18 protein-coding genes and 1 pseudogene are annotated in these 16,021 nt (G+C 62.3%); 8 read left to right on the top strand and 11 right to left on the bottom strand.

The genetic code is table 11. The features are described 5' to 3' along the window. Positions 1-31: 31 nt before the first annotated feature. Positions 32-1,183 (bottom strand): zinc-binding dehydrogenase, encoded by a 1,152-nt coding sequence (locus tag HY852_RS22015; RefSeq protein ID WP_291607000.1) that lies wholly within the window; start codon positions 1,181-1,183, stop codon positions 32-34. 202 nt (positions 1,184-1,385) lie between these two features. Between HY852_RS22015 and HY852_RS22010 the strand changes: the two genes are divergently transcribed. Further along, positions 1,386-2,000 (top strand): PilZ domain-containing protein, encoded by a 615-nt coding sequence (locus tag HY852_RS22010; protein ID WP_291606999.1) that lies wholly within the window; start codon positions 1,386-1,388, stop codon positions 1,998-2,000. Positions 2,001-2,332: 332 nt separating this feature from the next. Continuing rightward, positions 2,333-2,971 (top strand): transglutaminase-like cysteine peptidase, encoded by a 639-nt coding sequence (locus HY852_RS22005; protein ID WP_291606998.1) that lies wholly within the window; start codon positions 2,333-2,335, stop codon positions 2,969-2,971. Positions 2,972-3,252: 281 nt separating this feature from the next. On the opposite strand, the gene HY852_RS22000 is transcribed toward HY852_RS22005, so the two are convergent. The 4 genes from HY852_RS22000 to cysK form a co-directional block, all read right to left on the bottom strand. After that, on the bottom strand, positions 3,253-6,453 hold the full coding sequence (locus HY852_RS22000; protein WP_291606997.1) for an ABC transporter substrate-binding protein: 3,201 nt from the start codon (positions 6,451-6,453) through the stop codon (positions 3,253-3,255). 484 nt (positions 6,454-6,937) lie between these two features. After that, positions 6,938-7,510, bottom strand: a complete 573-nt coding sequence (locus tag HY852_RS21995; protein ID WP_291606996.1) for an invasion associated locus B family protein — start codon at positions 7,508-7,510, stop codon at positions 6,938-6,940. Positions 7,511-7,580: 70 nt separating this feature from the next. Continuing rightward, a complete protein-coding gene (locus HY852_RS21990; RefSeq protein WP_291606995.1) occupies positions 7,581-8,456 on the bottom strand; it encodes a dienelactone hydrolase family protein in 876 nt (291 codons plus the stop codon). A 209-nt stretch (positions 8,457-8,665) separates the two neighbouring features. Further along, positions 8,666-9,643, bottom strand: coding sequence for a cysteine synthase A (gene cysK, locus HY852_RS21985; protein WP_291606994.1), 978 nt, complete (start codon positions 9,641-9,643; stop codon positions 8,666-8,668). A 488-nt stretch (positions 9,644-10,131) separates the two neighbouring features. Here cysK and HY852_RS21980 point away from each other — a divergent pair, with 488 nt between their 5' ends. Continuing rightward, positions 10,132-10,362, top strand: a complete 231-nt coding sequence (locus HY852_RS21980; RefSeq protein ID WP_291606993.1) for a hypothetical protein — start codon at positions 10,132-10,134, stop codon at positions 10,360-10,362. 139 nt (positions 10,363-10,501) lie between these two features. Here HY852_RS21980 and HY852_RS21975 read toward each other — a convergent pair whose 3' ends face one another. Further along, positions 10,502-10,687, bottom strand: a complete 186-nt coding sequence (locus HY852_RS21975) for a hypothetical protein (protein ID WP_291606992.1) — start codon at positions 10,685-10,687, stop codon at positions 10,502-10,504. Positions 10,688-10,701: 14 nt separating this feature from the next. On the opposite strand from HY852_RS21975, the gene HY852_RS21970 reads away from it, so the two are divergent. Both HY852_RS21970 and HY852_RS21965 read left to right on the top strand, forming a co-directional pair. Further along, positions 10,702-10,914 (top strand): hypothetical protein, encoded by a 213-nt coding sequence (locus HY852_RS21970; protein ID WP_291606991.1) that lies wholly within the window; start codon positions 10,702-10,704, stop codon positions 10,912-10,914. 233 nt (positions 10,915-11,147) lie between these two features. After that, positions 11,148-11,621 carry a hypothetical protein gene (locus HY852_RS21965; RefSeq protein WP_291606990.1) on the top strand — a complete coding sequence of 158 codons (474 nt, stop codon included), beginning with the start codon at positions 11,148-11,150 and terminating at the stop codon, positions 11,619-11,621. A gap of 201 nt (positions 11,622-11,822) precedes the next feature. Here HY852_RS21965 and HY852_RS21960 read toward each other — a convergent pair whose 3' ends face one another. Further along, positions 11,823-12,326 (bottom strand): hypothetical protein, encoded by a 504-nt coding sequence (locus tag HY852_RS21960; protein WP_291606989.1) that lies wholly within the window; start codon positions 12,324-12,326, stop codon positions 11,823-11,825. A 92-nt stretch (positions 12,327-12,418) separates the two neighbouring features. Here HY852_RS21960 and HY852_RS21955 point away from each other — a divergent pair. Further along, positions 12,419-12,645: pseudogene (locus HY852_RS21955) on the top strand (hypothetical protein). 2 nt (positions 12,646-12,647) lie between these two features. Next, a complete protein-coding gene (locus HY852_RS21950; protein WP_291606987.1) occupies positions 12,648-12,815 on the top strand; it encodes a hypothetical protein in 168 nt (55 codons plus the stop codon). Between the two features lie 12 nt (positions 12,816-12,827). Here the strand turns inward: HY852_RS21950 and HY852_RS21945 are convergent, their stop codons facing one another. Both HY852_RS21945 and HY852_RS21940 read right to left on the bottom strand, forming a co-directional pair. Further along, positions 12,828-13,358: a gamma carbonic anhydrase family protein gene (locus tag HY852_RS21945; RefSeq protein ID WP_291606986.1), complete on the bottom strand. Its 531-nt coding sequence runs from the start codon at positions 13,356-13,358 to the stop codon at positions 12,828-12,830. 126 nt (positions 13,359-13,484) lie between these two features. Beyond that, positions 13,485-13,814, bottom strand: coding sequence for a hypothetical protein (locus HY852_RS21940; RefSeq protein WP_291606985.1), 330 nt, complete (start codon positions 13,812-13,814; stop codon positions 13,485-13,487). A gap of 208 nt (positions 13,815-14,022) precedes the next feature. Here HY852_RS21940 and HY852_RS21935 point away from each other — a divergent pair, with 208 nt between their 5' ends. Continuing rightward, complete coding sequence (locus tag HY852_RS21935; protein ID WP_291606984.1) at positions 14,023-14,730, top strand: hypothetical protein; 708 nt, start codon at positions 14,023-14,025, stop codon at positions 14,728-14,730. 25 nt (positions 14,731-14,755) lie between these two features. On the opposite strand, the gene HY852_RS21930 is transcribed toward HY852_RS21935, so the two are convergent. Beyond that, positions 14,756-14,974 (bottom strand): DUF3126 family protein, encoded by a 219-nt coding sequence (locus HY852_RS21930; RefSeq protein WP_291606982.1) that lies wholly within the window; start codon positions 14,972-14,974, stop codon positions 14,756-14,758. Positions 14,975-15,092: 118 nt separating this feature from the next. Beyond that, positions 15,093-15,917 carry a serine O-acetyltransferase gene (gene cysE, locus HY852_RS21925; protein WP_291606981.1) on the bottom strand — a complete coding sequence of 275 codons (825 nt, stop codon included), beginning with the start codon at positions 15,915-15,917 and terminating at the stop codon, positions 15,093-15,095. Between the last annotated feature and the right edge of the window lie 104 nt (positions 15,918-16,021).

The raw sequence follows: 16,021 nt of genomic DNA, 5'->3' as shown, positions 1-16,021 counted from the left end.
CTTTCGGCACTCCCTGTCTTCCGTATCGTGCTCACCCCACCAATTCCGGCCAAGGCACGATGGTCGACTTCACCGTCTTCATGGCCATGGCGTCCGCCACCGCGCTCGCGACGCCTTGTTCCGTGAACGGATAGATCGTCTGCATCTTGAGCCAGGGATACTCATCGCGGGCACGGTAAAGCATGTCGACGCCGAGCGGCAGGTCGTTGCCGGTAAAGCCCCAGGAGCCGAGCACGGTGAGGTCCTTGGTGCAGATACGATGCCAGGAGGTCTCGATCGTCCCGGCGTCGGTGAACTGGCCCATCTCGACATAGGTGCCTCCGTCGCGCAGCATCTCGATGCCTTCGGGGCCGGCGCTCGGATGGCCCGAGCAGTCCATCACGAGGTCGGCACCGAAGCCGCCGACGATGTCGCGCACGGCCGCGATGCGCGCCTCGGGTGTCTTTACCTCATCGATGTTCACTGTTGCCTCGGCGCCGAACTCGCGCGCCAGTTTGAGCCGCGGCTCTTCGGGCGCGCCGACGCAGATCACCCGCCCCGCCCCCATCTCCTGCGCGGCGGCAACCGCGAGGATGCCGATCGGGCCAGAGCCCTGGATGACGACGGTGTCGCCCCAGGCAAAACCGCCCGCGCGCGTCGCGCGGTTGAAGGCGCGGATACAGGAAGTCAAGGGCTCCGACAGCGCGCCGAGCCGCAGCGCCATGTCGTCGGGCAACTTATAGATCTTGGTGCCCGGCAGCATATCGAGGTCGACATAGACATATTCGGCCCAGCCACCCCACAGATGCGGCGCTTTGTCGAAGCCGAGATAGCGGCCGTAATAAACCGGAGTCAGACACTTGTTGGCGTGCTCGGGATAATGAATGCAATAGTAGCAGCGGCCGCAGGGCATCAGCGGCGGGATCATCACCTTCGATCCCACTCCAAGCGGCTTGCTCATGAAATCCTCGGTGAACTCTCCGCCGCATTCGACGATGACGCCGCCAAGCTCATGTCCCAGCGTGAACGGCCAGGGCAGCGGTTTCGGCCAGTGGCCTTTGAGGATGTGCAAGTCGGTGCCGCACACCCCGCAGGCACCGATCTTGATCAGCGCCGCCTTCCTCCCGACCTTCGGCCACGGCACGGTGCGAATGACCGGCTGCGCGCCCGGCCCCGCATGGGTACATACGCGGATTCGGTCCATGATGCTTTCCTCGCTGCCTGTTTCTTCTGTTGATCGATGCGCGGGCTGACGCGAAGCCTATGTCAACCCTGCGACAATGTAACTGGGGCCAAGGTTGCGGACACAATCAACCTCAACTTCCGAAGTGGCGGGCGCTAACTGCGCGTTAACCTTGTGGGCCGTAGGGTCGCTCGACTCCGTCAGCGGGGGGTCGGGTAGCGAGATGGCGTTGGCGAGCAAGAAATCCGTTCTTCCGGCCACGGAGGAGCGACGACGTTTCCAGCGGGTGAAAGTACACCTGCTGGGTCGTTATATGCTGCCGGACCGTCGCGAATTCCCCTGCCAGGTAATCAACATGTCGCCCGGGGGGCTTGCACTGCTCGCGCCCGGCATCGGCAGTGTCGGCGACCGCGTGGTCGCCTATCTCGACCATATCGGCCGGGTCGAGGGACGGATCACCCGGATCATCGACAACGGTTTTGCGATGACCCTGGGGGCAACCCCGCGCAAGCGCGACAAGCTCGCCGCCCAGCTCACCTGGCTCGCCAACCGCGATATCCTCAACCTGCCGGAGGATCGCCGCCACGACCGTATCGTGCCGCGCAACCCGATCGCGGTGCTCACGCTCGACAACGGCACCAAGATGACCTGCCGGATTATCGACGTTTCCCTGTCCGGCGCGGCGATCTCCGCAGAGCAGAAGCCGGCGCTCAATTCGCTGGTCACGCTCGGCCGGGTGCAGGCGCGCGTGGTGCGAAACCTCGAAGACGGCTTTGCCATCGAGTTCATTCACGAACAGCCGGCCGAGACTCTCGAAGAGAGCGTTACCGCGCGGTAAAGGCGCTGGCCTCGCAACTGCCCGCCTCCAGGCTGCAATCGCAGGCTTCCGCTGCGCCGGAGGGCGTCGCGACGTGCCTTGGACGCGCCCGGAATGCGGTTAACGCGCCGCCGCTCGCCGCCGCCAAAGCGCCTGTTTGCAGGCACTTCCCAGGTTAATCCATAAAATTTGAATCAATCTGGCTCTTCTAAAATTCTATTCGAATTTATCTCAAGTATAGATCGAATCCGCCGCTCATTTTACTTGCATTCGCCTCAATAGTACTTGGCTGACTTAGGCGCGGCGCAAAAGCTTTGTGCGAAACGTGGTCCCAACAAGAAGCGGGGGCCACAATGTTCGAGGTCAGGGGACAGGGGAAAAGATGGGCGATTGCCGTCATCCTCCTTGGGATCACTGCATCGGCACAGGCAGGTGAAGGACGGGTGCTCTATGCGAGCCTCGGCGACACCGCTCGGGCGCCGATCGGCTGGGTCGAATTCTGCGCCGAAAATCCCACCGACTGCCGCGGCGGCGCGTCGCAACCGCGCGACATCGTGATGTCGCAGACGGCGTGGCGCGACCTGCTCAAGGTCAATCGCTGGGTCAACGAAACCATCAAGCCGATGACCGACATGGATCATTGGGGCGTGATCGAGAAATGGTCGCTGCCGACCGACGGCTACGGCGATTGCGAGGATTACGTGCTGTTGAAGCGCAAGATGCTGGTCAACGCCGGCTGGCCGCGCGAAGCACTGCTGATCACGGTGGTGCGCGACAAGAAAGGCGAAGGTCACGCCGTGCTGACGGTGAAGACAGACAAGGGCGAGTTCGTTCTCGACAATCAGAACGAGAACGTCCTGTCCTGGACGGAGACCGGCTACCGCTTCGTCAAGCGTCAGTCGCAGGCCGATCCGACTATATGGGTCTCGCTCGGCGACAACCGCCCGGCGGTGGCCACCGCGAGCGCCAAGGATCAAGCCAAGGATCAATAGGCGCAGCGACGACAGAGAATTTGAGAGGAAGAGTTACGCGAGCCGGTCACATCCCCACCCCTCCCCGTCCCAGACCGGTTCGCGCGCGGCCAGCCCTCCCCCAAGGGCTGGCCGCACCCTTTTGGAAAGGCCTCAAACGCCGGAGATCGGCTGGATCACCGGCGCCTGGCGTTAGGGCCGCATCCTAAGTCCCGATGGCAAGTCGGTTCACTGATTGCCACTCGTTTCTTTCTCCGCACAATGGTGGTCCGCATTCACACGGCCTCGTTTTTCGCTCCTCCTCACGCAGGCGGCACATTGGCAAGATCGGACCGTTGTTTTCCTGTACATTCTGCGATCATGAACCTGGCAAGAGAATCTTCCGGGAACTCCTTCAGGATGTCACGGTAGGCACGCTCTGCGGCCGGCAAATCTCCGGCCTCGAACTTTTGCGAGGCTTGCCAGGTCATCGCGCTCAGTTGCTCATCCCGATCGCGAACCTTTACCTCCGGATCATCGCTCGTACGAAGGGCGAGCAATTCATAGATCATGAACTTGGTCTTGCGGCCCTTCACCTGAACCTGCTTCAGCGGCCGCGCGAGTATGTCCGCCTTTGCCTGGTCATAAATGCTGTCGCTGATGCAGATCGTAGTGCCAAACAGCTTGTTGATGCCTTCCAGGCGGGCAGCAACGTTCACGCCGTCCCCCAATGCCGTGTAGCTCAGCCGCGTCGAAGAACCGACATTGCCGACCAGGACGGTGGCGCAATTGAGCCCGATCCTCAGGCGGATTCGTGGCCGTCCTTCCGCCTGCCAGACATCGTTGACGCGTTCCATGCGGCGCGCGGCCCGCAATGCGGCGGTGCAGGCGCGTAGAACGTGGTCAGGGCGTTGCACCGGGGCATTCCAGAACGCCATGACGCCGTCCCCGATGAACTTGTCGACGGTGCCGCCTTCCTCCGAGATCGCAGACGAGACTTCCTCCAGATAGGTCGAGATCTGGATTAGAAGGTCGCCAGGCGCCAGCGTTTCGGCGTGGCTGGAAAAATTCTCCAGATCGGAAAAGAATACGGTGAGGAACCGCGGCTCGACCCCGGGTGTCAGTGGGACGCCCGACTTGATCAGTTGGCGGACCACATCGAGCGGGACGAATGAGGAAAAGGATTTCAGCGATGTTCGCAGCAGCGAAGCCGCCGATTCCAGCTTCGCGATCTCCTCGATACGCGATGGTGGACGCGCGGGCGCATCAAAATTGAGGCTTTCGATGGCCTGCAATTGCAGGGACACGTTTTCGACCGGCCGCGATAGCCGGCTCGAGGCGAAATAGATGAAGAACAACTCCATCATGGTGAGAACAATGATCACGACCATTATCAATCGATTGGTTTTCTTCAACGTCCCCACGAAATCGTCGATCGGCGTCAACGTGACCACCTGCCAGGGCTGGCCGAAGCCGCCCGGAAAACTGGCGAACGCCGCCGCAAAGTCCTCTCCATTCGTCGGCGATCGGAACACAAATCTGTCGGCGCCGGTGCCAACGTGTTGCTGATGTGCCTCGCGCACCACGGGAACGTCGATGTCAGCCAGGGTCGCGATCTTGAGCGCTCCGTTATCGATACGGACGCCCTTCTGCTTGTCCGGAAAGGCAATGATCTTGCCGTTGTTGCGGTCCGCGACGAACGTGGTGCTCCCTGCGCTCGCCCGATTCTTGTCGAGAAAGCGCGACAGGACGTCCACGGTGATGTTGGCCGATGCGCAACCAAGGAACTCAGCGCCGCGGAAGATCGGAATGCGCACCGAAATAATAGGAGAGCCGGTATCGGGATTGATTGAAGGTTCAGTCACGGCAAGGGTGCGCGTGGTCTTGGCGGACTGATAGCCGGGCAAGGTGCGAATGTCGGTCTCGGTTGCGACATCATACTTGCCGACTTCATGGGGCCATATGTCGAAGAATGTTCGATGGCGCACCCGCCGCAGGGCATACGTGATTGCATCGATGTAGCTGGAGTGCCAGTTAGCGGTCGCGGGGATCCGGGGATCGGCGCGCCGGCGGTCGTCGTCGATACGGGTGACCACCCGATGATAACCATCCTCGAAACTGACGTAGACGGCGTCGATATGCGCGGCCGAGGTCAGGGCGCGATACAACAGATCGCGGCTTTGTTCGGTACGGAAATAGCCGGGATCGGTGGCGGCCACTTCGGCTAGAAAGCGCAGCGGGCTTTCGGTGTTGTCGATCAGATCCTGGGTGCGTTCAACGCCGGCCTGGCTGGTCTGTGCGACCGCTTCGTTCAGGATCGATACAATGCCGGCCGAATTCCTGTTGTAATTATAGATCAGGATGAAAATGAGGATAGGAATGCTGAGGCCGATGAACAGCAGCGACATGATAAGGCTCAGTCTCGGCCGCCTCATCCTGACAAACGGGCTAAGCGCGCTCAGCCGCGCTGTTGTGACCCGCAAGGCGCGGCGGTTTCGAAACGCGACCAGCGCCGCAAGCGCCAGTCCGACCAGGACGAGCACGAGAGGAATTAGCCAGCGCCGCAGGCTGCCGTCAGTTCCATCCCAGATCAGCGCCGCGGGTATCGTATCGTCGGTCAGCAGCCCAAGTTGCCGATAGACGGCGGCGATGCGTTGCCAGCGCGCGGGATCCTGTTCGCCGATCCGTTCGGCGTCCCTCCCAACCAACGTCGCCGTCTGCTCCGCCTCAAACAGCAGGGCGTCTCGGCTCTTTTCTTCCGAGTACTTCCGCAGGATCAGATCGACTGTGGCCTCTTTATGCGCGAGGGCATAGGCCCAGCCTTTCACGCTCGCCGCCCTGAATGATGCGACCCTGTCCGGATGGGCTTTCACTTCCGCTTCGGGGGCGCACAAATTATCGCCGTAGAAATCGATGCCGGATGCTGCAGGCGCGAAGGTGCGGTAGGCCGCGCCCAGCTGTTCAAGAACGAACGGCTCGTTGGTGCTGTAGGCGATCATCGCGTCGGCCCGGCCGGCCAGGAGGTCGCGTGGATTTCCCTCGTGCGGGACGCGCAGCATGGACTGATAGTCGATGCCTTCGCGCTTGAGCATCGCGGCGATCTCGTCGCTTCCCGGAGTGTCCATGAGCGTACGGCCGCGCAGATCCGCCACGCTACTGATGTCTGCCCGACGCGCGACCAGGATGACGGCCGCGGAATGCTGGAACATGGCGGCCAGCACGACCAGCCGGCGGCCCGCTGCCCAGTCACGCAGAACGCTGGCGCTGCAGACTCCGAAATCCGCCTTTCCGCCGGCAACCGCCTCGGAGACATCGATGTCGGGGCCGCCTTCTCGGATGGTAACGTCGAGACCAGCTTCGCGGTAGAAGCCCTGCTCAAGTGCCTGGTAGTAGCCCGCGAACTGAAATTGATGCTTCCATTTGAGCTGCATCGATACGGCTTCGAGCGCCGCGGCAGGATGCGCTGCCGCCAGCACCAGCGAAGCGACCACGATCAGCCCTCTCAGCAAGACCGGTTTCGGCATGATTTTCCGCCAAAGCGAAGCCATTTGAGCCGACTCTACGGCCCCGGCTGGCCGAGTTAGGAAGTTCGTCTCTGTCTTAGCTATGCAATTTCGGACGCAGGCAATCTGAGTCGGCTCCGCCGTTACCAGCAGCGTTCAAACAGGTCTCAAAGTCCGCTCAGCACCAGCGCCTTGAGGGGATAACGGTCGTAACGGCCTTTAGAACAAGGTCCACGTCGTGGTGGATGGATGAAGCCATTGGGCTGAGTGACTTGTTCATGTCGTACTCCATTCCGAAAACGCGCTTTGCACCGCAACGGGCAGTCAGATTCGCCGGTTGGAATGTCTCAAACGCACAGGAGCGAAAGTCGTTCGGCGTGAGCATGCAGGCTCGCCTAACGTTTGCACAATGAGCCTGCAACGAGGCGCAACAGCGTCAAGGTGCGCACCCGTTACGACGTTTGTCCCCTCACTCGAAAAAGAGATCAGTCAACACATAGCGCTATCAGTCGTCGTCAAGGCCAAAGTCGTAAGTCTCCGCTGGCGGGCCTTGGTGAGCCGCGGCGAACTGGTTGAGAGGAACGTTCATTGCTACGGTCGAAGAGTTGAAATCTGCTTGTTCGATTTTGAGTGTCTGCCCGGTTTCCATCTCGTCGATCAGCCTTGGGCTCGCGGGGTCTGCGGCGATGCAGATGTTGGTGAGACAAAAACTGTACGGAATTCTGGTGGGCGCACCCTGATCGACGGTCGCCTTGACGCCCATCGCCAGATTCAGCCCTTGTGGAACGAAAAGTTGCAAACGGGCGGCACGACCAGTGCGTTCGACACCATCAGCGCGTTCGATCAGGTCGACACGTATCACTACCTGACCGGTATCCTCCTTGCCGGTCGACGTTGTCCGACATAACGTAACCCCGTCGGACCCCTCGAAACAAAGTTTGCGCCATGCGGAATATTGAATGTTTTGGGGCAATTGCACGCGGGGCGGTCGGAATTGAGGGCCCTCATTTTGAGCTGAGTTGGTGGGGAGTTGCCGCTCTTGCGCCATAGGCGTTGTCGGAAGGAGCATGCAGATCATGCACGATATCCCAAGGCGAACCGGCAGGTATGCACTGCGGAGAATTCGTGTGCTCATGCTGCCCTCCCATTCAATGCTTCTCAAGAAACTGGCTTACCAGCGGTGCCCATAACGGCACCCCATCTGCCGAATCGATCAGAAAGTGGCCGTCGTCCCCGAAGCTTGGGAGCAAATGGTATTCTGCGTCGCCTCCCGCAGCGGTAAAGGCGCCATGCATGCGTTTGGTTAGCTCCGGTCCAAAATAGCTGTCGTTCTCCGCATATATCCAAAGCATTGGTACGCGCGCCGTGCGACCGAATTCGCCGGTCACAGCAACGAGCTTGTCAGGAGCACAGTTGTTGTTTGGCTTGCCAGCGACTCGGCCGCCACGCCCCGCAGCAAATGTGATGATCGCACGAACCGATGGCGGGTTCCGACTGGCAAGCGCAATCGATCCCCAGCCGCCGCCCGACTGACCCACGACAATTACTTTGCCGGGGGCGATCTGTTTTTTCTTCTGCATGTACTCGATGACCCACTCGTTGAGAGTGGCGATGGCGAGCCCCGGGCCGCGGAAGTTCGGGTTGTCGCAACTGCCGACATGCGCGAAGACAGCCCCGTAAAGCCCACGGTCGTGAACATCGAGACTGGTCGCCCCATATCGAACTGGCGAGATTACGAAATAACCGCGGCGCGCGAACCAAAATGCGGCGTCCCGATACTCCACTGTCGGAAACAGGCTCCGCTCGTTGGCGTTGAGCGAAATTCCATGGTTCATGACGACCAGAGGAAATGGTCCATCGCCGAGAGGCCGGACCGCATAGGCAAGCACCGGCAAGGGAAATGGCAGTGCCCACATCTCCTCCTGGATTCTTGGAGACGAAGCGGATTCATCTCCCGAAGCCGGGCGGCAAGCAAACAGAGCAATTGGCGCTAAAAGGAGAATCTGCAGAAGGCGCGTCAGCATTTCCTTCTCCCTCCAATCGCGGGAGTGGAATGCTACCTACCGGAGGGGTGCCTAATTTGATCTAGATCAAACCAAGGTGGGCGGCACGCTGTGCACCGCAACAAGAAAGAGCGACAGGTCCGAAACGGGTCATTCGCGACGAGGTCGGGCCGCCAGCAAATCCGGCCCATCCCCCAGATGTTGAGGCGAGATGCCAAGTTGGCCCGCCATCAGGCGGCCAGGCCCTGGGCGTCAAACACACCCTCGAACAGCACCGTCGACAGGTAGCGCTCGCCGGAATCCGGCAGCACGACGACGATAGTCTTGCCGGCGTTCTCCGCACGCTGTGCCAGACGCGCCGCAACGGCGGTCGCGGCACCCGCGGAAATTCCCGACAGAATCCCCTCCTCGCGCGCCAGCCGCCGCGCGAACTCGACCGCCTCCTCGTTGGAGACCTGCTCGATGACATCCACCAGCGACAGATCGAGCACCTCCGGAACGAACCCGGCACCGATGCCCTGAATCTTGTGAGGTCCGGGCTTGAGCGGCTCATTGGCCCGCTTCTGGCTCAGGATCGGACTTGCCGACGGCTCGACGGCGACTGAGAGGATGTTCTTGCCGCGGGTGCGCTTGAGATAGCGCGATACGCCGGTGATGGTCCCACCGGTACCGACGCCCGAGACGAAGATATCGACCGCGCCGTCGGTGTCGTTCCAGATCTCCGGACCGGTCGTCTCCTCGTGAATGGCCGGATTGGCGGGATTCTTGAACTGCTGGAGCAGCACATAGCGATCGGGGTTCGCCGCCGCGAGTTCCTCGGCCTTGGCGACGGCTCCCGGCATGCCGCGCGCTCCCTCGGTCAGGATCAGTTTTGCGCCGAAGGCCGTCAGCAGTTTGCGACGTTCGACGCTCATGGTCTCGGGCATGGTCAGCGTCAAAGGGATGCCGCCCGCCGCGGCGACAAACGCGAGCGCGATGCCGGTGTTACCGCTGGTCGGCTCGATCAGCTCCTTGCCCGGACCGAGCAGGTTGCGCTTCTGCGCATCCCGAACCATCGCCGCCCCTATCCGGCACTTGACGGAATAGGCCGGATTGCGGCCCTCGATCTTGGCCAAAACTGTCGCGTTGGCATTACCGACGACGCGATTGAAGCGAACCAGCGGCGTCCGCCCGATCGATTGCGCGTTGTCCTTGAACCATCCGGCCATGCCCACTCCTCTAAAGCTCTGATCCATCGCTTTCGGCGATTTCGCTCAGAGCGTTAGCACGGGTTCCAATCGGCGCGACACCATCAGCGAAGACGAACTCGAAATTTGGAATGAAGACACTTTCCGGTCCCGCCGCCGGAGAATTACGCATTCGCAATCGGCCCGCGCGGTAGCATGACATTCATCGCCCATTCGCGCGAATGAAACGCAGAAGCCTGCAACTAAGCGCAGTCCATGCACGGGGAAGCGAAGCGCAGAACAGACCGGCGGAGATTTGAGTGATCGGCTCAGAGGTGAACCGCGGGGCCCGCCGTCGACAGCTCGCCTCGGCGATCTGCGTCCGGAGAGTAGACGCGTCCTTGCAACAGGCGCGAGAGCCTGCCCCGACCGGTGAGCGACGCTCCAGCACGCAGCCTATTCCTATTCTTGTAGCCATATCGCGCCAATGCGCGTAGGCTGAACTCTCCGGTCGCGCAAAGGGGGACACCATGGCGATCCGGCGATTGTTGGAAAGATCCGGCGTCGGGCAAAAGGATGGCGAGCGTCTGTACCGCGCCTATCAGGACGCGCTGCACGCGCTGCATCTGGTCGATCGCAACGACCCCGTCACCGAGATCATCGCGCGGAAGATCATCGAGATCGGCAAGAGCGGTGGCGATCCGGCCGAGATCGCCAAGCTCGCAATCAAGGAGCTCGGGATCGGCGACTTGGCGCGATGAAACGCGTTTTGATCGCCATTGCACGTCGGTGACGTCCGCGCAGAACGCTCGCTTTCGTGGCGCGCAGATCAGCGGCATCCGCCGCTCCGCCAGTGCATCCGTTTGAATCCGGATGTCTGATCTAGGTCATGGTGTCTCGTCATGGCGGCGTCATCTTTCCCTGATGACGAACATCATTTTCCGCTGTCCCGACACGGGAATTGACGTCCAGCAATGGATCGAGGACCAACCCGAGCCTACGCGCGATGCGTTCGCATCCATCAAATGTCCTTCCTGTGGCAAAATCCACTTCATCAATCGCCTGACCCACAAACTGCTGGGGCATGAGAGCAACAGCTGATGCCAAAGTACCGCGGGATCGAGTACAGCGTGATCCAGGGCGTCCAGCCGCGAAGCTGGAAATGGGAGATTGCCGTGCCGGAGGATGGCGCGAAGGTCGGGCAGAGCAGCAGCAAGCTCGATGCGGTCAGGGCCGCGGAGCGTGCGATCGAGCGAGCCCTCGCGCCGGGCCAGAAGCGGCTGATTTCGCCGAAGGGGAACCGGCCGCACTGAGGTCGCAAGACGCCCGCTTTGGACTGCCCCCTTCCGAATGGAGGGTTCCGGCCATGGAACCTGCCCACACCTTTTGGGATACCAGCCTCGTTTTTGTCGGATTCGTTGCCGAAACCTTTCCTCTTCGGGGGTGATCCGTCTGCGCCGGCGAGGGCGCGGACGGGCTCTGGCGAGCCGAGAGGGCTCGCTCTGTTGCGTTCAGCGTCTCTGGTTCGTTTGGGACATTGCAGCCGATGATCGATATCCCTTCAGACTATCCAAGACTTGACCGCTTCACGCGACTCGGCGCTCAGCCGATTGCATTGGCCGCCGCCGTTCTCCTCACGCTTGTGATCGGCGTTGCCGGCATTGCGGCGTGGCGGGGCTATACCGGGACCTCGCCCGAGCTCGACCGGCAGGCCGCCGCGCGCAAGCTGCAGGCGAGAACGGCGCAGGTCTCCGAACAACTGGTAGAGAAGACAAAGGGCATCGAGGCGACCCAGCAGGAATCGATCGATCAGCTCCAACTCGTGCAGGACCAGCTGCAGACCCTCAAGCGCCAGTTCGCCGTCCAGTACGCTGACAACAAGCGCCTGTCGGACCAGGTCGCCGGGCTGACCGAGGCCGTCGATGGTTTGCGGCAGTCCCTTGCCAGCGCCCAGGCGGCCGAGCCGGCCACTCCGTCCAAGACGCGGAAGAGATTGGGCCGGGCGAAAAACGCGCAATGAGACGCAAGGCTGATCACCGCTGCAGCGGGTCGAGATTCTGCAATTTTCCAGTTTGTGAACTGGATCACATTCGTCCGTGTGAATCCGGAACAAGCTGTGTTTCACCGGATGGCGCAAGCCGATTTCAATGTCCGGGGCTGGCAAGGCCGTTGACGGTATATTGCGTCAACGGCCTTGTTTTATCTTGCGCTGCGTAGGCATTCAGCAGCCGCGACAGATACTCTTTATCTTCCTGTCGACAATCGGGTCCTCGGCATCGATCGCCGCGTCCCCCGGCTGGTTCGGGCCCGTCACGGTGCTGCCGGACGAACGCGTACCTGCGGAACCGGTGGTCACCCCTGCCCTGCTGTTCGGCGCCGAGCCGGAGGATTGGGCGGTGCCTGCCGTGTTGGTACCGGGCGCGGGTGGCGAAGGCAGTTTCGACGAATTGCCGGCGCCGCTCGGATCGTTGGCCGAATTGTTCAGGCCGCCGGCATTGGCGGGGCCGGATGGCACGCCGCTGACGCCCTGCGTACCCGCGCCGGCCGAGCCCGCGGACGGCGTGCCCACGGCGCTGGGGCTGCCGGCGGACGGACCGGTCGCGGCGCCGCCGGGGCTTGCGCCGGTCGCGCCACCACCCCCAGCTCCGGTCTGGGCCAGCGCGGCAATCGGCGCTGAGAGGATCGCGAGCGCGACAAGCGAAGCGGTTTCGGAAAAGCGGGTCATCGGAAAATCTCCCTTTCCGCGTCAACGGCCGTACGGGACACCGGTTCCGGAACCAATCCCGACAGCCGTCATTGGGAAAGACAGGTCCGATCATGCGCAAACTGATCGCCTCGACGACGACACCTTGGACAAGCTCAAGCAGTTGGGGCGCGACAGGATGGCCACGTTCCAGGAGCTTGCCGACGAGGCGTTCGCCGATCTGCTGAAGAAGCACGGCGTTCCGATCGACCTCAAGGACGCGCTGCGCAAGAGCGTCGCTGCTGAGCGGCCTGCGGCAAAGGTGGCGCGGACGCGCGGCGGCAGATCCAGGAAAGCCTGACGATGCCGAACAGCCGCGATCCTTTCGAGGAAGGCGAGCGCGCCGCGCGCAAGAACATCCCGGCCGAGGCGAATCCCTATCGGTTCGGCAGCGAAGAACATGCGCTGTGGGCGGCCGGGCACGAGAAGATCGCCGGCGCAAGGGAGGCAGGCGAGTCCGAGGACGATTGAGACGCGGCTGGATCAGCCGATCTTCTTCAGACCCTTCCGGTAATGCGGTCCCTTCATGATGTAAGACATCGCCGCGCCGCTCATGCGCTCGATCTGCTCGGAATCGAGCGAGCGGATCACGCGGGCCGGCGCTCCGATAATCAGTGAACGCTCGGGAAATTCCTTGCCTTCCGTGATCACGGCTCCGGCGCCGACGATGCTGTCGCGGCCGATCCGCGCGCCGTTCATGATGATCGAGCCCATGCCGACCAGCGCGCCGTCCTCCAGCGTGCAGCCGTGCAGGATGACGTTGTGGCCGACGGTGCAGTTCTTGCCGATCGTGAGCGGAAAACCGGGGTCGGTGTGGCAGGTCGCATTGTCCTGGACGTTGGCACCCTCACCGATCTCTATCCACTCGTTGTCGCCGCGCACGACCGCGCCGAACCAGACGCTCGCGCCCGGCTTCAACCGCACCTTTCCGATCACGGCGGCAGTGTCGGCGATGAAGTAATTGCCGTCGGCGGGAAGATCGGGCCGCTGCCCGTCAAGCTCGTAGATCGCCATCAAAGTCTCCTGTAGGGGCTGACCTTGGCATACGGGCGAACGCGTTTTCAAGCCGGGGATGCCGGCCGGTTCCGCAAGATGCGGAACACCATCCGGCGAATGCTTAAGGTGAAAAGTGAAGGGCGATCAGACAAGCAGCCCGGCGGCGCGCAGCGTCATCACGAAGAACGTGCCGGACATCAGGCTCCAGAAACCGGCAATGATGGTCGCCATCATCACGAATTCGAACCGGCGCCGCTCGAGACGCACGCCGCGCAGGGTATTGCGCATGATGATGAAGGGCGCGGCGAACACCAGGAAGGGTACTGCGGCGAAGGTCTTTGGCGCCACCCCTTCGTGAAGCAGGCCGAAGCCGGCCGGGCGCCGGGCCATGGCCTGGTATCCGTTCACGAGCGCGCCGGCGAGCGCAAAGCCGATGCACAGGGAAAACAATGAATTCAGCGCCTCAGGTGACATCGGACGTTCCCCACAACGCAACAGCCGGCGGCTGGTGTGGCAAAATCGCGTGGTGCGCGCCACCTCATCCTTAAGAAAGGGTTAATGAGGGGACGCGGCGGTCCGGCATGACGGCCGCCGGCTGCCTCCGATAAAACAAGCGGCCGTGGCATAGTCGCGCCTGATTCGGCTCCTCGTTGACGGACCCCCTTGCGGCTGTAGCTCTCGAATGACGGTGCTCTCGACAGTTTCCCATCGCCGCCGCCGTGCGCTTGCGCACGCCCATGTCGTACCGATCCTGCTCGGGGGCGCCTTTGCCGCGGCTGCGGTCGCGCTCGTCGCCTATCTGTTGTGGCCGACCTGGACCGCGCAGCGCGCCGGCCTGCCGGACCGGCTCCCGGTCAGCGTCGGCGGCACGCTGTTCAACGTGCCGACGGCCTCGATCCGCATGAAGATCCAGCGGCACTCCGGGCCGCAGGAGCGCGTCGACCTCAGTTTCGTCTATCCCTCGCTGGAAGCGCCCGCGGCGCCGAAGCACGTCACCGCGGAGACGGTGGATCAGGCAATGCAGCCCATCGACCGCATCTTCCTGTCGATCGCGGCGCATCGCGATTCACTGGCGCCGGATGTCCGCGCACGCACGATCTATCCGCGCTATCTCGGGCAGGCTGCCAACTCGGCGGAGGATGGCCTGACGGTCCGCACATTCCGCAGCGACAGCCCTTATGGCAGCGAAGACCTCGTCGCAGCGAACGACCCTGCCCTCACCGCGCGCTGCACACGCGATGCCGCAACGCCCGGCACGTGCCTTTCGGAGCGACGCATCGACGGCGCCGACCTGACGTTCCGCTTCCCGCGGAGCTGGCTCGCGCAATGGCGCGAAGTGGCGGGTGCGATGGACAGACTGACCGCGCAGCTACGCGGCCCGAAGGGATGAGAGCTCGCGCACACGGCGCGACCGGCTAGCCCTGATCGAGGAGATCGTCTTCCAAAATCGCCATCTGGAATTGGAAGGAGCGGTCGTCGTCCTCGTCGTCGACGAAAAGGACGCCGATGAACTCCTCGCCGATATAGACCTCGGCAGAGTCGTCCTTTTTCGGCCGCGGCACCACGCGGATCTTGGGATTGCTGAACACGCGCTTGAGATACGCGTCCAGCTTTCTGACTTCCTTGACGTCCACGGCGCTCTCCAGATCGGGAATTTTTCGTCGGTTTCTCTGCCGGCGGGGGGTTTTAGGACGAGACGACGGCCACCGCCAGCCAAATCGGACAGAATTTAGGGATCATCGGGCCGTGACGTCACAGCCCCATCGCATTGATCATCTGATCCATGGTGCGCGACGGCTCGGCGCAGCCGGCCTCGCCGACGATCTTGGCCGGAACCCCGGCGACCGTGACATTGTGCGGGACCGGCTTGACCACCACCGAACCGGCGGCAATGCGGGCGCAACGCCCGACCTCGATATTGCCGAGGATCTTGGCGCCGGCGCCGATCATCACGCCGCGGCGGATCTTGGGATGGCGATCCTCGTGCTCCTTGCCGGTGCCGCCAAGCGTCACGCCGTGCAGGATGGAGACGTCATCCTCGATGACCGCCGTTTCGCCGCAGACGAATCCGGTGGCATGGTCGAGGAATATGCCGCGTCCGATCCGGGCTGCCGGATTGATGTCGGTCTGGAAGACGGACGAGGATCGGCTCTGCAGGTAAAAGGCAAAATCCTTGCGGCCCCCCTTGTACAGCCAGTGCGCGAGGCGATGAGCCTGGATGGCGTGGAAACCCTTGAAGTAGAGCAAGGGATCGATGAACCGCGAGGTGGCGGGGTCGCGATCGTAGACGGCGACGAGGTCGGCGCGGAAGGCATTGCCGATGTCCGGATCGTCCCTGAGCGCCTCGACATAGGTCTGGCGGATCAGATCGCCCGACATCGCCGAATGGTCGAGACGGTCGGCCAGCCGATGCACGATCGAATCCTCGAGCCGGCTGTGATGCAGCACGGTGGAGTAGATGAACGTCGCAAGCTCCGGCTCGCGGCGGACGATGTCCTCGGCTTCGCCCCGGACTCGATCCCAGATCGGATCAAGCGCCGCCAGCTTTCCCCCCGGATTGACCTGATGCATTGCCATTGGCTGCTCTCGCGAATTCGCTCGTCTGGACGTTGATTTATGGATTTATAGCACGACCGCCTGTGAAAAGTCCTGCCACCCCTTTGCCAAGGTGAACGCCCCTT

Origin of the sequence: Bradyrhizobium sp. (genome assembly GCF_016213215.1) — a bacterium.
Classification (GTDB): Bacteria; Pseudomonadota; Alphaproteobacteria; order Rhizobiales; family Xanthobacteraceae; genus Bradyrhizobium.
The sequence above is the reverse complement of the archived record's forward strand: the minus strand, read 5'-3'. Positions and strand labels throughout refer to the sequence as shown.